At 71.9% G+C, this 18,685-nt stretch carries 14 protein-coding genes and 1 riboswitch; of the genes, 4 read left to right on the forward strand and 10 right to left on the reverse strand.

Features of this window, described 5'->3' with window-relative positions; all coding sequences use genetic code 11:
* Position 1 precedes the first annotated feature (1 nt).
* From ACY34K_RS20650 to ACY34K_RS20665, 4 genes are read right to left on the reverse strand one after another with little or no spacing between them, the layout of a single operon-like run.
* Positions 2–2,068 carry an NHL repeat-containing protein gene (locus ACY34K_RS20650; RefSeq protein ID WP_462749152.1) on the reverse strand — a complete coding sequence of 689 codons (2,067 nt, stop codon included), beginning with the start codon at positions 2,066–2,068 and terminating at the stop codon, positions 2–4.
* Positions 2,069–2,115: 47 nt separating this feature from the next.
* Positions 2,116–2,874 (reverse strand): amidohydrolase family protein, encoded by a 759-nt coding sequence (locus tag ACY34K_RS20655; RefSeq protein ID WP_462749153.1) that lies wholly within the window; start codon positions 2,872–2,874, stop codon positions 2,116–2,118.
* Complete coding sequence (locus ACY34K_RS20660) at positions 2,874–3,629, reverse strand: hypothetical protein (protein ID WP_462749154.1); 756 nt, start codon at positions 3,627–3,629, stop codon at positions 2,874–2,876. The genes ACY34K_RS20655 and ACY34K_RS20660 overlap by 1 nt, the downstream gene beginning before the upstream one ends.
* On the reverse strand, positions 3,626–4,750 hold the full coding sequence (locus ACY34K_RS20665) for a DegT/DnrJ/EryC1/StrS family aminotransferase (RefSeq protein WP_462749155.1): 1,125 nt from the start codon (positions 4,748–4,750) through the stop codon (positions 3,626–3,628). Before ACY34K_RS20665 ends, ACY34K_RS20660 begins: the two co-directional genes overlap by 4 nt.
* 120 nt (positions 4,751–4,870) lie before the next feature.
* Here ACY34K_RS20665 and ACY34K_RS20670 point away from each other — a divergent pair, with 120 nt between their 5' ends.
* Together ACY34K_RS20670 and ACY34K_RS20675 are read left to right on the forward strand one after the other, a co-directional pair.
* Entirely contained in the window at positions 4,871–6,100 is a 1,230-nt protein-coding gene (locus tag ACY34K_RS20670) for a hypothetical protein (protein WP_462749156.1), read from the forward strand.
* Between the two features lie 291 nt (positions 6,101–6,391).
* Positions 6,392–7,483, forward strand: coding sequence for a mandelate racemase/muconate lactonizing enzyme family protein (locus ACY34K_RS20675; protein ID WP_462749157.1), 1,092 nt, complete (start codon positions 6,392–6,394; stop codon positions 7,481–7,483).
* A gap of 16 nt (positions 7,484–7,499) precedes the next feature.
* Here ACY34K_RS20675 and ACY34K_RS20680 read toward each other — a convergent pair whose 3' ends face one another.
* Positions 7,500–8,822, reverse strand: coding sequence for a glutamate decarboxylase (locus ACY34K_RS20680; RefSeq protein WP_462749188.1), 1,323 nt, complete (start codon positions 8,820–8,822; stop codon positions 7,500–7,502).
* A 219-nt stretch (positions 8,823–9,041) separates the two neighbouring features.
* Positions 9,042–11,366, reverse strand: a complete 2,325-nt coding sequence (metE, locus tag ACY34K_RS20685; RefSeq protein WP_462749158.1) for a 5-methyltetrahydropteroyltriglutamate--homocysteine S-methyltransferase — start codon at positions 11,364–11,366, stop codon at positions 9,042–9,044.
* Positions 11,367–11,522: 156 nt separating this feature from the next.
* Positions 11,523–11,748: riboswitch (cobalamin riboswitch) on the reverse strand.
* 160 nt (positions 11,749–11,908) lie between these two features.
* Between metE and ACY34K_RS20690 the strand changes: the two genes are divergently transcribed.
* Complete coding sequence (locus ACY34K_RS20690) at positions 11,909–12,991, forward strand: magnesium and cobalt transport protein CorA (RefSeq protein WP_462749161.1); 1,083 nt, start codon at positions 11,909–11,911, stop codon at positions 12,989–12,991.
* 5 nt (positions 12,992–12,996) lie between these two features.
* Here the strand turns inward: ACY34K_RS20690 and ACY34K_RS20695 are convergent, their stop codons facing one another.
* Positions 12,997–13,422, reverse strand: coding sequence for a hypothetical protein (locus tag ACY34K_RS20695; protein WP_462749162.1), 426 nt, complete (start codon positions 13,420–13,422; stop codon positions 12,997–12,999).
* A gap of 109 nt (positions 13,423–13,531) precedes the next feature.
* On the reverse strand, positions 13,532–14,491 hold the full coding sequence (gene sbnA / locus ACY34K_RS20700) for a 2,3-diaminopropionate biosynthesis protein SbnA (protein ID WP_462749164.1): 960 nt from the start codon (positions 14,489–14,491) through the stop codon (positions 13,532–13,534).
* 867 nt (positions 14,492–15,358) lie between these two features.
* Here sbnA and ACY34K_RS20705 point away from each other — a divergent pair.
* Complete coding sequence (locus ACY34K_RS20705; protein ID WP_462749165.1) at positions 15,359–16,201, forward strand: AfsR/SARP family transcriptional regulator; 843 nt, start codon at positions 15,359–15,361, stop codon at positions 16,199–16,201.
* A gap of 90 nt (positions 16,202–16,291) precedes the next feature.
* Here the strand turns inward: ACY34K_RS20705 and ACY34K_RS20710 are convergent, their stop codons facing one another.
* Together ACY34K_RS20710 and ACY34K_RS20715 are read right to left on the reverse strand one after the other, a co-directional pair.
* Entirely contained in the window at positions 16,292–17,635 is a 1,344-nt protein-coding gene (locus tag ACY34K_RS20710; protein WP_462749167.1) for a cation:proton antiporter, read from the reverse strand.
* Positions 17,636–17,732: 97 nt separating this feature from the next.
* A complete protein-coding gene (locus ACY34K_RS20715) occupies positions 17,733–18,674 on the reverse strand; it encodes a TauD/TfdA family dioxygenase (RefSeq protein WP_462749168.1) in 942 nt (313 codons plus the stop codon).
* Positions 18,675–18,685 lie beyond the last annotated feature (11 nt).

An 18,685-nucleotide genomic window follows, 5' to 3' on the forward strand; every position in this document is an offset into this window, starting at 1 on the left:
GTCAGTTGGCGAGCAGTGACTTCAGGATGGCCTCGATCGGTTTGGTGACGACCTCGTCGACGAGCGGGCACAGCGGGTCGAGCCGCAGCCGGGCGAGGTTGCGGGCGGACATGCCCCAGGCGTGCCAGGACGAGCGCTCCCACGCCAGCTGGGGCGGGTTGTACCAACCGTCACCGAGCCCGCTGAGGAGCAGTTCGGCCTCGCTGAGCCCGGGTCCGAGGCGGTACACGGAGCCGCCGAACACCGAGGCGTACACCTGCCCGAAGTGCACGGAGATCTCGCCGTAGCTGGGCAGCTGACCGGTGGCGAGGACCGTGCGGGTGTCCAGGTCCATGGCGAACCAGGTGCCGGCCGCGCGCTTGTAGACGCCGTACAGCACACCGTTGTGGACCTCGATGTGCTGGAGGCTGGCGTGTCCCTCGACCGGTGTGGTCTCCCACAGGACGGTCCGCGTGTGCAGGTCGAAGGCCGCCACGGTGGCGCTGGACCGGGTGGGCGGCACACTGCCCCCGCCCCAGGTGTCGCCCGCGAGGTAGGCGACGCGGCGGCCGCGCCGGTCGTCGAGGGCGACGGACATGACGCTCTGGTCCGGGATGACGTCCTTGTGGACGGTGAGCCTGCGGCGGCCGCGCTCCACCAGGGTCAGCGCGCCCTTGAGGGCGCCGGCCGGGGGTGCGGTAGCGAGGAGCAGCAGGTCCTTCTCGGGCAGGTACGTCAGGTCCGTGGGGCGCTGCTGGTCGTTGTCGACGAACCCGATCGACCGGATCCTGCCGCGTTCGGGGTCGATCTCCAGGAACTCGGTGCTCGGGTACATCGCCGCGTACACCCGGCCGCCGACGAAGCGCAGTTGCTTGGGCTCGCCGGGGATGCGGATGCGGTGGGGCGTGGTGGCCGAGCGGGTCGGCCGGTGCGTGGTGAGGGAGAAGTGCCCGCCGACGTACACGGTGCCCTGCGAGCCGTAGGTCATGGACTGTACGGGGTCCGGCCCGGACAGGCCGATGTCGATGAGTTCGAGCAGGTCGGAGGAGCCGGTGGTGAGGTCGAGCCACCACAGCCGGCCGCTGCCGACGGCGCCCAGCATGGTCCGGTCGGACAGCGGCACCAGCGCGCGGTGCTCGTCGCCGCCGGCGGGCGCGGCAACGGCGACGAGCCGGTCGCCGTCGCGCCGGTAGACGGTGCCGGTCGGGCGGCCGACGCAGTACAGCGTGCCGTCGGCCGTCACGGTCATGGCGTCGGAGAGCCGCTCGGCGGCGGGGATCGCGACGACCCGCGCGTCGCTGCCGTCGGGCGCCATGTCGACGATGGACTTGCCGAGGGAGCCGATGACCCGGCCGCCGTGGGCGAGGAGCGCGGAGGCGCCTCCGTACGGCGTGGGGGTGATGCTGCGTTTCGCGCCGGTGGTGCGGTCGTACGCGACGACATGGCCACGCGGCAGGGTGCCCGCGTACACATGGCGGTCGTCGGCGGCGATGCCTCGGACGTACTGCTCCCCCGGCATGGCCTGGCCGAGGTTGCGCAGGGCACCGGTGGACGGCGTGTACTCCCAGACCTCGCCGCGCGGGTACGTCCCGGCGTACACGGTGCCGTCGGGCGCCGTGGTGAGGCACCACACGAAGCCGCCGGTCGGGCCGACGGTTCCGACCCTGGTGACGGCGCCGGTGGCCGGGTCGAAGCGGTAGATGTCCGGGTAGGGGTAGGTGCCGATGTAGAGGTGGCCGCCGGAGACGGTGGTGGCCCAGCCGCCCTCGCCTCTCTCGAGCCGGACGGCCCGGGAGAGTCTTCTGGTGGTGAGGTCGATCTCGCCGACCAGGGGAGGGTTCTGGCCGCGTGCGACCACGTAGGCGCGGTTGCCGATGACCGCCGTGCCGACGATCGCCGCGGTCATGGACGCCACACCGTAGGTGACGATCTCGGGAGTGGAGCAGCGCCCGGTGGCACTGCCGCTGGTGTCGGCCGGTGCGGTGCCCGTCACCGGGCCGGCCGCATGGGCCGCGGGGGCCACGGCCTGGCCCGTCACGGTCGCCAGGACGAGCCCGGCTCCGGCATTGAGCAGTCGCCTGCGTTCCATGTGTCCCTCTCCTCCTGAGAGTTCGGATCCTGAGGGTTCGGATCGCGTCACCCGGTCGGCGGCGTGGCGTGCGGCCCCGTGAGGCCGAACAGCTCCACCGCGTTGCGCCACAGCACTCGCTCCAGTTCGTCCGTCGTGAATCGCGCGTCCCGTATCACGCCCAGGGAGACACAGGGGTCGATCAGGGTGGCGTCGGTGCCGAACAGGATGCGTTCGACGGGCACTCCGGCCTCGCGGGCGTAGGCGATGCGGCCGGCGTCGGTCGCGGTACGGCAGTGCTCCATGTAGAGCCGGTCGCAGGCGGCCGCGGCGTGTGCCGCCTCGCGCCAGGCGTCACCCCCGGCATGCCCCATGATCACGCGCAGTCCCGGCCGGGCCGCGACCAGCTCGGGCAGCAGGGTGACCTCGCGGCCCCAGGTGTGCAGCAGCAGCGGTACGCCGGCTTCGGCGACGAGGTCGAAGGCCTCCGCCATCTCCCGGGTGCCGGGCAGCCGGCCCGGGTAGTGGGTGTGCATCTTGGCGCCGACGAACCGGCCGCTGTCCAGACAGCGCCGCAGGTCCTCGGCGCTCTCCTCGATCCGGTTGGGGTTGACGACGGCGTAGCCCAGCAGCCGGGGCCGGGTCTTGAGGGCTTCGAGCAGGGCCGCGTTGCCCGCCACCGCGTCGTACACCACCGCCTCGGACGCCGACACGATCTGCAGATCGATGCCGTACCGGTCCATCTGCTCCAGGTTGGTGTCCGCGTCCCCGGTGGTCAGATGGAACTGCCAGCGCCCCACATGGGCGTGCACATCGATGATCGGCATCAGGCGAGCAGCTCCTCGACGTTCTTGGTGGCGATCGCGGCGCGGTCGTCGTCCGAGATGTCCGCGTACCGCAGTTTCAGCGTCTGGGGCGAGATGTCCATGAAGGGCGTGCGCGAGCCGAAGACCAGATGGCGCGGGCCGACCGCGTCGACCGCCCGCTCGATGGAGTCGGGCCCGGACAGCATGCGGGTGGTGGCCCTGAAGCCGGGCTCCTCGCGGGCGAGGAGCAGGAAGTCGGCCAGCAGATAGGCGTGCAGGTCCAGGAAGACGACATCGGCTCCCCGGTCGGCCAGCGGCGGTCCGAAGCGGCGCGGGTCGCCGTCGTGGAGAAGCACCATGTCCCGTTCGAGGGCCAGCTTCAGGACGCGCCGGTAGCCGGGGAATCCGGGCTCGGCCGCCTGTTCCACGGTGAAGAGCCGCAGGAAGCGCACTCCGGCGGCGGTCAGTTCGTCGAGCCGGTCCTCGGCGGTCAGCGCGTCCCGTACGTCGACGGTGCCGACCGGCAGCAGCTCCGGGCAGTCGGCGAGGTCACCGATCGTCTCGGCGTTGCCGGCGCCGTCGTCGAAGAGGGGGCCCCGGGTGGACAGGGCGAGCGCCCCGGCGACGGGCGAGTCCCGCAGGCGGGCACGGACCTCGGCGAGACCGGTGTCGCGGTGGTGGCGGGGCCAGGGCCCGTACAGCACGTCCACGTCCCAGCCGATGTGCTCCTGCGGCGTGGTCTCGAGCCACGCGTACGTCTCCTGCGGCGCGCTCATGCGGTCGCGACCTTCCCCAGCGCGGCGGCGATCCGGTCCACATCGCCCTCGCTGTACCCCTCGTTCCACGGCAGGACCAGCAACGTACGGGCGATCAGCCGCTCCGCGCGAGGACACAGGCCCGGCGGGTACCCGGACAGTGCCGGATTGGCGTACAGCGGACGTTCCAGGTAGCCCGGCAGACTGGGCACTCCGAGGGCTTCCAGGCCCTTGGCCCAGCGGCTGTTGTCGTCCACCAAAAGGGGGACCACCCACCAGGCGTGTCCGATGCGCCGTTCGGGCACGGTGACCTCCGGCACGGCGGCGAGGGCCTCGACGAGGCGCCCGGCGCTCTCGCGCCGGCGGGCGACGACCCCGGCGACCCGGGTGAGCTGGACGCGGGCGACGGCCGCGACGAGTTCCGTCATCCGGTAGTTGAGGCCCATGGTGCGGTGGATGCGGCCCTCGGCCCGGTCCCAGCCCTTGTCCATGAACAGCCGCATCCGGGTGGCGAGCGCCGGGTCGTCGGTGACGGTGAGTCCTCCGTCGCCCGCGGTGATGTGCTTGTACTGCTGGAGGCTGAAGCAGGCGATGTCGCCGGCGGTGCCGAGCAGCCGGCCGGCCGGGTCCTCGCCGAGCCACGCCTGGGCGCAGTCCTCGATGAGCAGCAGCCCGTGCCGGTCGCACAGTTGGCGCAGCCGTACGGTGTCGGCGGCGCCGCCGAACAGGTGGACGGCGATGACGGCCTTGGTGCGCGGGGTGATGGCGGCCTCGACGGCGAGCGGGTCGAGGTTCCCGTCGTCGGGGCGAACGTCGGCGAACACGGCCCGCGCGCCCTGGGCGAGGACGGGGGCCACGGTGCCGAAGTCGGAGATGGGGGTGGTGACGACCTCGTCGCCGGGGCCGATCCCGGCCGCGGCGACGGCGAGGTGCAGGGCGGCGGTGCCGGAGCTGCACGAGACGGCCTCGGCCCGCCCGTACAGGGCGGCCATCTCCGCCTCCAGCGCGCGGGCCTCCCGGCCGAACGCCCCGCAGAGGACCGCCGAGTCGAGGACCCGGAGCACCGCTTCGCGCTCCTCCTCGCCGAATGTCCTTCCCCGTGGATCCAGAACTGTGGGCAGCGGCATTTCCCGTGGCGGCATCGGGGGATTATCCTCTCGGCAGCACGCGATTATGGCCTGGGCCGAAAGTAGAACTCCCGTCGACGGCCGTCAATCAGGCGTAACCACGCAAGTCGCAACCCCGGCAGAACGGAGACCGGCATGCCGCTCACGGTCGGCGTGATAGGTCCCGAGGACCTGGTCCACAAGGTGGTGGTGGTCGGCGGGCAGGCCGGACCCGCGCAGCTGCTGCCGCTGGCGTACCGTCACGAGGACGAGACCGGTGAGGTCGTGGCCCGTGCCGCCACCCGGGCGGACGCCCTGCTGTTCACCGGAGTCGTGCCGTACGCGCGGGCCGCCGCGGCCGGTCTGCTGGACCGTCCGGCGATGTACGTGCCGTACAACGGCGCCACTCTGCTGCGCACGCTGGTCGAGCTGCTGCGCCTCGGCCACGACGTGTCGCGGGTCTCCATCGACACACTGCGCCGCGACGAGGTGCTGGAGACGCTGACCGAGGCCAAGCTGCCCACCGAGCACGTCCGGGTGCTGCCGTACCGGCCGGGACTCACCTCGCAGGACCTGGTCGACTTCCACCTCGACGCCCGCGACACCCATGAGTCCCGGGTGGCCATCACCTGCCTGGGCTCGGCCTTCCACAGCCTGGAGCACCGCACCCACGCGGTGCGTCTGGCGCCGTCGCGGCATTCGATACTGGCCACGCTGCAGGCCCTCGTCCTGGCCACGGCGGGGCGGCACAGCGGGGACGCCCAGGTCGCGCTCGGCATCGTCGACCTGCCCGCCGCGGACGAGCGGCTGCCCGACGACATTCGCGTCCTCGGCGGGAGCCTGGCCGAGCTGCCGGACGGCCGGCGGCTGGTGGTCACCACGCGCGGCGCGCTGGAGAAGGCGACCGAACAGTTCACCCGTCTGCCGCTCCTGGACGACCTGGCGGACCGGCACGGCACGGCGCACGTCGGGTTCGGCCTCGGCCGGACCGCCGCGGAGGCGGAGGCGCTGGCCCGCCGGGCCGTCGGCAGGGCCCGGGCGGCAGGCCGAGCGGCCGGCGCGGTCTCCATGACCGACGACGTCGACATCGTGATAGCCCCGGGGGTGGCCGCCGAGACCGAGCCGGCCGGGCCCGAGAGCACGGCCCTGCTGGCCCGCAGGACCGGCATCCACCCCCAGACCCTGGACCGCCTGCGGGAACTGGCCGCGGCGGACCGCGGAGCGGGCGTCACCGCCCATCTCGTGGCGGAGCACCTGTCCGTGCAGCAGCGCACGGCCCGGCGTCTCCTCAAGCGCCTCGAGCGGGCAGGCGTCGCCGTTCCGACGGGCACCCGCCTGGAGGGCCGCACCGGCCGCCCTCCGATCGTCTACCGGGTGCACCTCTGACTCCCGGCGACCGGGTTACGGCCCGGGCCGAAACCAGAATCGACTCGACCAGGGGCGAGTGGGCCGAAGGGGCCCGGGGCGCCCTTCCGATGAACCGAACCCGGAAATCCAGGGGCGAGTGAGCCGAAGGGGCGCGTGGGCGTCGAGAGGGAGAGCGCGCGAAGGTCCGCGAGGGCCGCGATCGATCCGCGGCTACCGCCGCGTGAGCGACCCGAGCACGATCGACCGCCGACGCACACAGCAGGCGCTCCGGAGGCGAACCGAGCCCCCCGAAGAAGAGGGAGCTGGCGGGTGGAGATCGTCTCGTTCCACACGCGTGTCGTTCGTGCCCGGTACCGCCGTCCGTTCGTGATCAGCAGTGGCACGAGCCCCGAGCTGGTCAGTCTGGTCGTGGAGGTGCGGACCTCCGACGGCCTGTCGGGGTTCGGCGAGGCGTCGCCGATGACCGCGTACACCGGGGAGACGCTGGCGGGGCTGGCCGCGGCCGTCGAGGAGCATGTGGGGCCCGCGCTCCTCGGCCGGGATCCGCGTGATCTGGCGGGGGCGCACGTCGCGATGGACGCGGCGATCCGGGGCCAGCACCTCGCCAAGGCGGCGCTGGACATCGCGCTGCACGACGTCGCGGCGCGGGCCGCGGGCTGGCCGGTGCACCTGTTGCTGGGCGGCCGGGGTTCCGGGCGGGTGCCGACCACATGGGTGGTGGGGCTGGGCTCGCTGGAGGAGATGGCCGAGGAGGCGGCGCGGTACGCGGCGCTGGGGTTCCCGCACATCAAGGTGAAGGGCGGCGAGGACCCGGCCCGCGACGTGGAGCTGGTGACGGCCGTGCGGGCGGTCGTTCCGGAGTCGGTGGAGCTGTCGCTGGACGCCAACGAGGGGTACGCGCCCGGGGAGGCTGCCCGCACGGTCGCGCGGCTCGCGGACGCCGGGCTCGATCTGGTGGAGCAGCCGTTGCCGCGCTGGGACCTGGCCGGGCTGGCGGCGCTGCGCTCCGGCGGCGGGGTGCGGGTCATGGCGGACGAGTCGCTGCAGTCGCTGCACGACGCGCTGGAGATCGTGCGGCGGGGCGCGGCGGACGTGCTGAACATCAAGGTCCTGAAGGTCGGCGGGCTGTTCAGGGCCCGTCAGGTCGCGGCCCTGGCCGAGGCGGCCGGGCTGGCGGTGAAGGTGGGGACGATGCCGGAGCTGGGCGTGGCGACGCTGGCGGCTGCGCATCTCTCCGCCGCGCTGCCGCATGCGACGGTGCCGCCGGATCTGGTCGGCCCGCTGCTGGTCGAGGAGGAGCCGCTGGCGCCGAAGGTGTTCGCGTCCACCGCCTCGACGGGACATGTGGAGCTGCCCGGTGTGCCGGGGCTGGGGGCCGAGCCGGCCCTGGGCGCGGCCTAGCGGTCCGCGCGGCGCCTCAGTGGTGGAAGCCGGACGCCGGCGCGGCGCCGCCGCCGCGGCGGTCGAGTTCCGTCAGGGCGGTGCGCAGGTCGTCGAGGAGCAGCCGGGACAGGTCCCGGCTGACGCCGTGGCGGACCACGACACGCTGGACGACGGTGTCCTGGCGGTCGGCGGGCAGTGGGTAGGCGGGGACCTGCCAGCCGCGCAGGCGCAGGCGTTCCGCCAGATCGTAGAGGGTCCAGTCGGTGGCCGCGGGGTCGGCGAGGGTCCAGGTGACGACGGGCAGGCCGGTTCTGGCGTCGTGGAGGAGTTCCAGTGGGGCGAACCCGGCGATGCCGTCGGCGAGGTCGGCGGCGGTCCGGGCGCAGGCGTTCTGCACGGCCCGGTAGCCGTCGTGGCCGAGCCGGAGCAGGGCGTAGTACTGGGCGATGACCTGGCCGCCGGGGCGGCTGAAGTTGAGTCCGAACGTGGGCATGCTGCCGCCGAGGTAGTCCACGTGGAAGACGAGTTCGTCGGGGAGGTCGTCGGCGGCGCGCCAGACGACCCAGCCGACTCCGAGCGGGGCGAGTCCGAATTTGTGGCCGGAGGCGTTGATGGACTTGACCCGGTCGAGCCGGAAGTCCCACGGCGGGTCCGGCTGGAGGAACGGTGCGACGAATCCGCCGCTCGCGGCGTCCACGTGGAGGGGCACGTCGACGCCGGTGCGTTCCTGGATGTCGTCCAGGGCGGAGCTGATGTCCGCGACGGGTTCGAACGCGCCGCTGTAGGTGACGCCGAGGGTGGCGACGAGGCCGATGGTGTTCTCGTCGACGTAGTGCGCGATCCGGCGGGGGTCGGTGGTGGTGCGGTCCTCTTCGAGGGGGATCTGGCGCAGTTCGACGTCGAAGTAGCGGGCGAACTTCTCCCAGCAGACCTGGACCGGCCCGCACACCAGGTTGGGCCGGGTGTCGGGCTGTCCGGCCGCACGGCGGCGGGAGCGCCAGCGGCGGTGCAGGGCCAGCGCGGCGAGCATGGCGGCCTCGCTGGAGCCGGTGGTGGAGCAGCCGACGGCGGGTGCGTCGCCGCGGGCGTTCCAGAGGTGGGCGAGGATGTTGACGCACCGCCGCTCGATCTCGGCGGTCTGCGGGTACTCGTCCTTGTCGACGAGGTTCTTGTCGAGGGTGTCGGCCATCAGCAGCCGCATCTCGGGTTCGGCCCAGGTGGTGCAGAAGGTGGCGAGGTTCTGGCGGGAGTTGCCGTCCATGGCCAGTTCGTCGGCGATCAGCTGGTAGGCCTCACGGGCGGGCATGACGTGCTTGGGCATGCGCAGCCGTGGCAGGGGCTTGGCGCTGCCCGGCATCGCGAACAGGTCGTCGGCCGGCGCCTCGCCGGTCTTCGCTCGATGCAGCACGACCCCACCACTCCCTCACCAGCCTCATCGGCCCCGTTCAAGGGTCGGCCGGTGCGGGGCGGGCCGCAAACGGGAGTGCGCCGGGCGGGGCCCGGCCGGGGGCACGACGGGACCCCGCCGTGGGCCCGGGCGCGGTCACCGTGGGTGTCCGTGCCCGGGCCTGCCGGGTCAGGGCGTGCGGTGCGGCAGTTCCGCGCGTACGGCGCGGGCGGCGGCGACGAGGTTCTCGAGGGAGGCCCTGGTCTCGGGCCAGCCGCGGGTCTTCAGCCCGCAGTCGGGGTTGACCCAGAGCCGCTCCGCCGGGACGGCTTCGAGCGCCCAGCGGAGCAGGGCGACGATCTCGTCGGCGTCGGGGACGCGCGGCGCATGGATGTCGTACACGCCTGGCCCGACCTCGCGCGGATAGCCGGCTGTGGCGAGTTCGTCCGCGACGCGCATGTGGGAGCGGGCGGCTTCGAGGCTGATGACGTCGGCGTCGAGGTCGTCGATGGCCCGGAGGATGTCGCCGAACTCGGCGTAGCACATGTGGGTGTGGATCTGGGTGTCCGGGCGGACGCCGCTGGTGGTGAGGCGGAAGGCCTCGGTGGCCCAGGCGAGGTGGGCGGTACGGGCGGCGGCGCGCAGCGGGAGGGTCTCGCGCAGGGCGGGTTCGTCGACCTGGATGACGGAGGTGCCCGCCGCTTCGAGATCGGCGACCTCGTCGCGCAGGGCGAGGGCGACGTGGCGGGCGGTGTCGGCGAGCGGCTGGTCGTCGCGGACGAAGGACCAGGCGAGCATGGTGACCGGGCCGGTGAGCATGCCCTTGACGGGGCGGGTGGTGAGGGACTGGGCGTGACGCGTCCAGCGGACGGTCATCGGTCCGGGACGGGAGACGTCGCCGGCGAGGATCGGCGGGCGGACGTAGCGGGTGCCGTAGGACTGGACCCAGCCGTGCCGGGTGGCGAGGTAGCCGGTGAGCTGTTCGGCGAAGTACTGCACCATGTCGTTGCGTTCGGGTTCGCCGTGGACGAGGACGTCGATGCCGGCCTTCTCCTGGAAGGCGATGACGTCGCGGATCTCGGTCTCGATGCGCTGCTCGTAGGCGGGGGTGTCGAGACGGCCCTCCCGCAGGGCGGCACGGGCGGTCCGCAGTTCGGTGGTCTGCGGGAAGGAGCCGATGGTGGTGGTCGGCAGTGGGGGCAGGTTCAGATGGGCGCGCTGGGCGGCGGCGCGCCGGGGGTAGGGCTGGGCACGGCGGGTGTCGGCGGTGGTGACGGCGGCGGCGCGGGCGCGGACGGCCGGGTCGTGGGTGAGGGCGGAGCCGGCGCGGGAGGCGAGGCCGGCGCGGTTGGCGGCGAGTTCGGCGGCGATGGTGTCGGTGCCGTGGGCGAGGCCGCGGGCCAGGGTGGCGATCTCGGTGGTCTTCTGGCGGGCGAAGGAGAGCCAGCGGGCGATCTGCGGGTCGATGTCCCGTTCGGCTGTGGCGTCCAGGGGCACGTGCAGCAGGGAGCAGGAGGCGGCGACGTCCACCCGGTCGGCGAGTCCGAGGAGGGTGCCGAGGGTGGCGAGCGACGCGGAGAGGTCGTTGATCCAGATGTTGCGGCCGTCGACGACGCCGGCGACGAGGCGCTTGCCGGGCAGGCCGCCGGTTGCGGCGAGGTCGTCGAGGTTGGCGGCGGCGGGCCCGGTGAAGTCGAGCGCGAGCCCGTCGACGGGTGCCTCGGCGAGGACGGGGAGGGCTTCGCCGAGGCGGTCGAAGTAGGAGGCGACGAGCAGCCTGGGCCGGTCGCCGAGGGTGCCGAGGGCGCGGTAGGCGTGTGCGGTGGCGGCGAGTTCGGCGCCGGTGCGGTCCTGGACGAGGGCCGGCTCGTCGAGCTGGACCCAGGGGGCGCCCGCGGCACGCAGGTCGGCGAGGATCTCGGCGTACACGGGCAGCAACCGGTCGAGGAGGGTGAGCGGTTCGAAACCGGTGGGGACGTCGGGGGCGGGCTTGGCGAGCAGGAGGTAGGTGACGGGTCCGAGGAGGACGGGACGGGCGGTGTGGCCGAGGGCGAGGGCTTCGGTCAGCTCCGCGACCTGCCGGGTGGAGTCGGCGGAGAAGACGGTGCCGGGGCCGAGTTCGGGGACCAGGTAGTGGTAGTTGGTGTCGAACCACTTGGTCATCTCCAGGGGCGCGGCGTCCTGGGTGCCGCGCGCCATGGCGAAGTAGCCGTCGAGGGGGTCGGCTTCGAAGGCGGCGCGGTGGCGGGCGGGGACGGCGCCGACCATCACGGTGGTGTCGAGGACGTGGTCGTAGTACGAGAAGTCACCGGTGGGCACTTCGTCGAGGCCGGCGGCGGCCAGCTGCCGCCAGGTGGCGGCCCGCAACTCGGCCGCGGTCCGGTGGAGGCGGGCGGCGTCGACACGGCCCTTCCAGTAGCCCTCGACGGCCTTCTTCAGTTCCCGGTCCGGGCCCTGACGGGGGTAGCCGTACACGGTGGCCCTTGCTGCCGCGGCTGCGGACTTCGCTGTCACGGAACTCTCCTTCGCGAGCTGTTCACGACGAACGACCCCGGTGAGGGGTGAGGAGGCGAAGGAAACGGCCGAACGGGGCGGACGCACGGAGTCCGTGCCCGCCCTGTGTGTACGCCGACCCGCCCTCGAGGTCACCGGGATCTCCGCGCACGAGCCGGTCGTACGCGGGCAGTGGCAGGTCTTCGGACTCGCGGGCACGTCTGCCGGTGGATGACCGGCGGACCCCTACTGGCCGTCGCTTCCCGGACCTTGACGGATCCAGTGCGTATGACGGCGGTCGTTCCCGCTCACCGCTGCGGGGCAGTCCCGGATTCCCACCGGGTTCCCTCTTGCGACGCGCCTGCCTGGCGGGCAGGGCGAACCAGCTGCGCCGGACAGTCTACGGCGGTCGGCCGGCGCGGGGCGGGGCACGGGGCGGGGCGGGCGCCGTGATGCGGTCCGGTGCCGTGACGCGGTGCCGTGACGCGGTGCCTGGGGCGGCACCGTCAGGGCGGCGGGTGGCACACTGACCGCCGGTCGTTCGAAGGAGCCAGCACGTGTCGATGATCCGCAGCCTCCGGCGTCTGGTGCGCCGGGCCTACCGCAGAAGGGTCGACCTGAGCCACCCGGCGCGGTCGCCGCTGGGCACCGCGGTGGTCAATTGCGTGATCTACGAGGACGGTGTGCGGCAGCCGGAGGCGTGGACGGCGTCCGAGGCGGTGGCGCGGGTGCGCAAGTCGGGCCGGGGTTTCGTGTGGATCGGTCTGCACGAGCCGTCGGCCGAGGAGATAGCGGAGGTGGCCGAGTTGTTCGGGCTGCATCCGCTGGCCGTGGACGACGCGGTGCAGGCCCATCAGCGGCCGAAGTTCCAGCGGTACGACGGGACGCTGTTCGCCGTGTTCAAGACGTGCCGTTACGTCGAGCACGCGGAACTCACCGCGACGAGCGAGGTGGTGGACACGGGTGAGGTGATGGTCTTCACCGGCCACGACTTCGTGATCACGATCCAGCACGGGAGGCACGGGTCGCTGGGGCCGCTGCGGGAGGCGCTGGAGGCCGTGCCGGAGCAACTGGCGAAGGGGCCCGCGGCGGTGCTGCACGCGGTGGCGGACCGTGCGGTCGACGACTACCTGACGGTGACGGACGCCCTGCAGAGCGACATGGACGCGGTCGAGACGGCGGTGTTCAGCGAGCACGCCGCCCGCACCGACGCGGGCCGCATCTACCAGCTCAAGCGGGAACTCATGGAGGTGAAGCGGGCGGTGGGTCCGCTGCACCGCCCCCTGCAGGAGATCATCAGCTCCCCGCCGCCGCCGATCGAGGCCGGGCTCGAACCGTACTTCCGGGACGTGGCGGGCCATCTGGAGCGCGTGAACGAGCAGATCTCGTCGTACGACGCCCTGCTCGACTCCATCCTGCAGGCGCACCTCGCGCAGGTGACGCTGGCCCAGAACGAGGACATGCGCAAGATCACGGCCTGGGCGGCGATCGTGGCGGTGCCCACGATGGTGTGCGGCGTGTACGGCATGAACTTCGAGCACATGCCCGAACTCCGCTGGACGTACGGGTACCCGGCGGTGCTCGCCGTCATGGCGGCGGCCTGCTACCTGATCCACCGCAGCTTCCGCCGCAACGGCTGGCTCTGAGCCCCTCAGTCCGGGCGCCGGGCGCGCCGGCGGCGCTTCACGGCCGTGTAGCCGGCGAAGAAGAGGGCGGTGCCCGCGAGGGCAGCGCCGACGGCCGTCTCGATGCCGGTCGGCCGCGACGTCCCGCCGACACCCCCGGCGACACCCCGGGTGGGCCGGGCGGTCACCCCTGCACGGCTCTCCCCGGCTGTCGGCACGGCCGTGACCGCCCCTCGCCGGGGCAGCGCCTCGCAGGCGATCCCGTCATCCGGCCCCGGGTCCTCGTCGAGCCGGTGCGGGTCGCTGCGGTCCCGGTCGAACTCGGCCTGCGCGTCTTCCTGGAAGGCGAAATCCCGGCAGTCCAGATCGGTCTGCGCTTCGGCGGCCCCGGCCAGTGGTACTGCCGTGACCACGGCCAGGGCCAGGGCCGTCCCGGCGATGCGGAAGTCCATGGCGAAGCCTCCTCGCGGTCCGATGACCGTCCCGACGACCCTATGTCCGGCTCCGAGGTACGGCGCGGGCGGCTGGGCCGAATGGGGGTCTCCCGGCGGCGGGCCTGGTTCAGGCGGGGGGCGTCCGGCGGGGTGGGGTGCGGAGGTGGGGGCCGTAGGACCGGGTGAGCCAGTCGTCGTCGTAGATCGTCTCCAGGTAGTTGGCGCCGAGGTCGGGGGCGATCGCGACCGCCGTGGTGTCGTCGGGGACGTCGTGGGCCGACAGCCAGGCCAGGGCGCCGCTGACGACCGTGCCCGTGGAGCCGCCGAAGAGGAACCCGTGGCTCACCAGGCGGTGGCACATGCGGATCGTGTCGGTCTCGGAGACGTGGACGACGTCGTCGACGTACGACGGGTCGAGGATGGCCGGGCGGACGCCGGTGCCGAGGCCGGGGATCAGGCGGCGGGCGGAGGGTGTGCCGAAGGTGACGGAGCCTTCGGCGTCGACGGCCACGACGGTGACCGAGGGCTGGTTCTCGCGGAAGTAGGTGGCGCAGCCCATCAGCGTGCCGGTCGTGCCCGCGCCGATGAAGAGGACGTCCAGCACGGGGAACGCCTTGGCGATCTCGGGGCCGGTGGTGCGGTAGTGGCCCGTCCAGTTGCCGTCGTTGGCGTACTGGTTGAGCCACAGGTAGTTCTCGTTCGCCGCGCAGAGTTCTCGTACGTGGGCGAGCCGGGCGCCCAGGAAGCCGCTTTCGGGGTCGGGCTCGGTGATGACGTGGACCTCGCTGCCGAGGGTCTCCATCAGCCGGCGCGCGGTGCGTGTGCAGCGCACATCGGTCACGCAGAGGAAGCGGTAGCCGCGGCTCGCGGCGACGATGCTCAGGGCGACACCCATGTTCCCCGACGACGACTCGATCAGTGTGGCGCCCGGCGCGAGCAGCCCGGCGCGCTCCTTGGCCCGCACCATCTCGGCGGCGGCCTTGAGCTTGACCGAGCCCGCGAAGTTGAACCCCTCGCACTTGAGGAAGAGCGTTCGGCCCAGGCTGGGCCGCAGGTCGACGTAGAGGTCCTCCACATTGAAGTCCATGGGATTCGAGATGATTGCCGTCACCTGATCCAGCCCAATCTCTTCCGGGGAAGCCCTCCGCGGTTCGCATATCAATGCTGGTCATCGCCGCGATATTTGACCTATACCGCAGCTATCGACGTGCCTTCGGGCGCGCCGGCCGGGCATCGGGCGGACCATGTTTACAGAATTCATACATCCGGCGGCGGCGTGCACCGAACGACCACTACCAGTACACCGGACCGCACTTCGCACGGGGAGGTGCCGCCCGACAACAACACCTGCCAACTCTTTCTGGCAGGTGCCCTGCCAATGATCTGTTGCAGGTTTCATGAACAGCGGTAACCGCATTCCGCCCGCCCGGGGATCGTCATGATTCCGACATAGCCGCAACTCCGCGACCAAGGGGGCGATCACCATGGATTCCACCCGCCGAAAAGCTCTCCCGACCCACTGAATTTGGCCACATGAACAGTGGCCGATCGGTCGGCAAACGGCCGCCCACCATTATCAACTGCGCCTTGACTCATGTTCCCGGGCGTGACTACAGTCACTTCGGCGGCCAAAAATCGACCAACGGACCGCCCACAAGCAATAGTTCACGGGGGAACGGGGACTAGACAATGCTTCTGACGCACATTCGGACCTGTCCGCCGGCCCTGGATATCTAGAGCGCGCGCCGCCGACCGCCCGCCGACAGGGTTCCGCATCATCTGACGTCCACTCCGCGACACCTTTCCGACACCCCGCTCTCCGGCTCCCTTCTCATTCCGGAGATTGTGGCGTGCCATCGAACTGGCGCCACCGGACGGGCTTTCCGGTTCGACCACTCCGGCCTGCCCGGGCTGCACCCCCCACCTTACCGACGCAAAAGGAGCACTACCGGTGATGGAGTTTCGGATTCTCGGCCCTGTGGGACTGTGGCTGGAGAACAATGAGATTCCGCTCAACGGCACGAAACAACGGACCATGTTGGCCGCATTATTACTGGCCGGTGAGCGGGTCCTGCCCGACTACCGGCTCGGCGAGGCGCTCTGGGGCAAAAGACCACCCGGCACCTACCAGGCGCAGATATACACCTACGCATCACGCCTGCGACAGCACCTGGAGAATCACGCTGAAATAATCCGCAAGGGCTCCGGCTACATGTTGCGGCTCATCTCTGGGCGATTCGACTACCGCGAGTTCGACGAGCTGTCCCGGTCGGGCCACGCGCATCTGCGGGAACGCAGGTACCGGGAGGCGGCCCGGTCCCTGGGCGCCGCCCTGGAGCTGTGGCGGGGCCCGACCCTGACGGACGTGACCGACCACCTCGGCGAGACGGAGCGGCCGAGCATCGACGAGGCGTACATGGAGGCGCTGGAGAGCCGCATCGCGGCCGATCTCGCGCTCGGACGGCACATCCAGGTCACCTCGGAACTGGTGGGCCTGGTACGGGCGTACCCGCTGCGTGAGCGGCTGCGCGCCCAGCTCATGGTGGCGCTGTACGCGACGGACCGGCAGGCGGACGCGTTCGCCGTGTTCCACGAGGGGCGGCAGCAGCTGGAGGAGGAGCTCGGCGTCGACCCGGGTACGGCGCTGCGCCAGACGTACCAGGCGATCCTCACCGGCAATGTCGACGAGATCGGGCACGAGATGTTCGCCGGCTCCCCCGAGCGCACATTGGGCGCGGACGATTTCGTGTGGCGCCCGGGGCCGCTCCTCGCGGCGAACGCACCCGGTCAGCCGTAGCGCCGCTCTCCCCCCGTAGCGCTTCGTTTCGCGGAAGTCCTCGGGGACGGGGCGCCGGGCACCGTCCCCGAGGACTTCGCCGTGGATGGATCAGGTCTGCCGCGCGGGCCTCAGTTCCCCTTGGTTCAGGGTGGAATCGAGTTCGGAGCGGCGCAGCCGCTCGTCGGCCGTCACCTCGACCCGGGCAATGGCCCGACGCAGGATCGGCGGCCCCATGAGCGAGGTCACCACGGCGATCAGGACGATGACGGTGTACATCGCCGTGTTGATCACTCCGAGGCGCAGTCCGACCATGGCCACGATCACCTCGACGACTCCGCGGGCGTTCATGCCGGCCCCCAGCGCGACGGCTTCCCAGCGGCTGAGCCCGCTGGCCCAGGCTCCGATGAAGGCGCCGGCGAACTTGCCCACGATCGCGATCAGCAGCAGGATCACCGCGGACACCAGCACCGCGGGGTCGGCCAGTGCGGTGAGGTCCATGCGCAGGCCCGCCGTCGCGAAGAACACGGGTGCGAGCACCGCCATGACGAACGTGCGCATCGGGGCCAGCCGCTTCAGCACGTCCTTGCCGCCACCGCGGATGAGGATGCCGGCCACCAGCGCCCCGAAGATCGCCTCGAAGCCGAGCGCGTGGGTGGTGGCACTGAACCCCACGACGATCACGACGGCCGAGCCGAGCGTGACGCCCGGTTCGGGCGACTTGAGCGTGGTGGCCATGAGCTTGCGGACGAGGGGCCGGCCGATCAGCAGGGAGGCGGCGAAGAAGAGGATGAGCAGGGCGACCATCCTGGCCAGGCCCGCGGCGTGCAGTCCCGTCGTGGCCATCGCCGTGACGACGGAGAGGCCGAGCCATCCCAGCACGTCGTCCACGGTCCCCGACATGAGGATCAGCTGGCCGACGTTGCGGTGGAGCAGGCCGAGATCCATCAGAGTCTTGGCGATCACGGGGATGGCGCTCACGCACATCGCGATGCCGAGGAAGGTCGCGAAGACCGCGCGGTCGGAGCCCTCCCCCATCAGAGAGGCGGGGACCAGCCCGCCGGCGGCCACACCCAGCCCGAGGGGGATGACGAACCCGGGCAGGCTGACCCCGGCGGCCGTGCCCGCCCGCTTCCGGATGAGCGCGGTGTCCATCTGGAGACCGGTGATGCCGACCAGCAGGATCACACCGATCTGGCCGAAGGCGTCCAGCAGATGGGCCTGTTCCGGCACCGGCGGGAACAGCCAGTCGGCGAGCCGGGGCAGGGTGCTTCCGAGGAGGGACGGGCCCAGCAGGAGTCCGGTCAGCAGCTCTCCGACGATCGGGGGCAGCGACAGCCGCGCCGCCAGCCTCCCCAGCAGCGTCGCGACGAGCAGCAGCAGACCCACCTGGAGGAAGAAGATGGCCAGCGGATGCCCACCTATGGGCGGCACCGGCCCCGTCGCGATCACCACAGGGTCTCCCGATCGGATACGAAGTGAGGTTCAGCAGGTCGTGGGGGGCAGCAGCGTGGGCCGGAGCGGCGCCGGGGCGCAAGAAGGACGGACGCGCCTAGTCGGACATCGCGACGAGGACGCGCCGGCGCCCCGTGAACGGTCGGCGGCCGTGCCCGACCAGCATGTTGTCGATGAGCAGCAGGTCACCGGTCCGCCAGTCGACGTCGACGGCGGCTTCGAGGCCGCGGTCGCGCACCTGGGTGATGTACGCGGCCGGGATCGGTGATCCGTCCGCGAAGGTGACCGACTGTGGGAGGTCCTTCTCCGGCATGATCCGGTAGAGCGCGGCGGCCGTCTCGTCGCCGAGGCCCGCGGCGTGCCACTGGTCGGCCTGGTTGAACCAGACCTCGGTGCCGGTCACCGGGTGAGTGGCCGTGGAGGGCCGTACCTGGCTCACCCTCAGGGCGCCGTCCCGGGTCCATTCGTACGTGGCGCCGGTGTCGTCGAGGAACGCCTCGGCGCCGGCGCGGTCGCCGGTCTCGAAGGTGTCCTGCCAGCTCTTGCCGAAGCCCTTCCCCCCGTGCAGGTTCTGGGTGTAGCGCACTCCGCCGGCGAAGGCTTCGCGGATTTCGGCGTCGAGGGACTCCAGCCACAGCGCGGCGTCGACGACGGGGGTCGCGCCCCCCGTTTCGGCGGCCTGGTCGCAGAAGAAGAGCAGCCGGGCGGGCCACTGGTGGGCATAGCTCATCTCGTTGTGCATCGAGATGGTGTACTCCGGCGGGTACTCGGTCGAGGTGTAGACGTTCTGGCCGACCTTGGTGCGGGGCGAATTGCCGTGGACGTAGGCCAGCCGGTTCGGCAGCAGCAGATCCATGACGTCGTCGAGTTCGGCGGTGGTGACTCCGAACCCGCGGAACACCAGCGCCTTTTCGCTCACCAGCAGGGCGTCGAGGCCGTCGAGGGCCCGGAGGTGGCCGATCAGACCGCCCGGGGTGGGCTCGGCCCCGATGTCGGCCGGCTGGATCACGAGCGGCTTCCAGGGGCTTTGGTCGTCCATCGGACTTCTCC

Source organism: Streptomyces sp. STAM6, assembly GCF_054963715.1.

What these genes read in the sequence shown, in the direction of transcription:
- ACY34K_RS20655 (WP_462749153.1), bottom strand. Translation starts at nt 2,874, where the DNA reads ATGCCGATCATCGATGTGCACGCCCATGTGGGGCGCTGGCAGTTCCAT.
- ACY34K_RS20670 (WP_462749156.1), top strand. Translation starts at nt 4,871, where the DNA reads ATGCCGCTCACGGTCGGCGTGATAGGTCCCGAGGACCTGGTCCACAAG.
- ACY34K_RS20680 (WP_462749188.1), bottom strand. Translation starts at nt 8,822, where the DNA reads ATGCCGGGCAGCGCCAAGCCCCTGCCACGGCTGCGCATGCCCAAGCAC.
- ACY34K_RS20665 (WP_462749155.1), bottom strand. Translation starts at nt 4,750, where the DNA reads ATGCCGCCACGGGAAATGCCGCTGCCCACAGTTCTGGATCCACGGGGA.
- ACY34K_RS20660 (WP_462749154.1), bottom strand. Translation starts at nt 3,629, where the DNA reads ATGAGCGCGCCGCAGGAGACGTACGCGTGGCTCGAGACCACGCCGCAG.
- ACY34K_RS20690 (WP_462749161.1), top strand. Translation starts at nt 11,909, where the DNA reads ATGATCCGCAGCCTCCGGCGTCTGGTGCGCCGGGCCTACCGCAGAAGG.
- ACY34K_RS20715 (WP_462749168.1), bottom strand. Translation starts at nt 18,674, where the DNA reads ATGGACGACCAAAGCCCCTGGAAGCCGCTCGTGATCCAGCCGGCCGAC.
- ACY34K_RS20705 (WP_462749165.1), top strand. Translation starts at nt 15,359, where the DNA reads ATGGAGTTTCGGATTCTCGGCCCTGTGGGACTGTGGCTGGAGAACAAT.
- ACY34K_RS20650 (WP_462749152.1), bottom strand. Translation starts at nt 2,068, where the DNA reads ATGGAACGCAGGCGACTGCTCAATGCCGGAGCCGGGCTCGTCCTGGCG.
- sbnA (WP_462749164.1), bottom strand. Translation starts at nt 14,491, where the DNA reads ATGGACTTCAATGTGGAGGACCTCTACGTCGACCTGCGGCCCAGCCTG.
- ACY34K_RS20695 (WP_462749162.1), bottom strand. Translation starts at nt 13,422, where the DNA reads ATGGACTTCCGCATCGCCGGGACGGCCCTGGCCCTGGCCGTGGTCACG.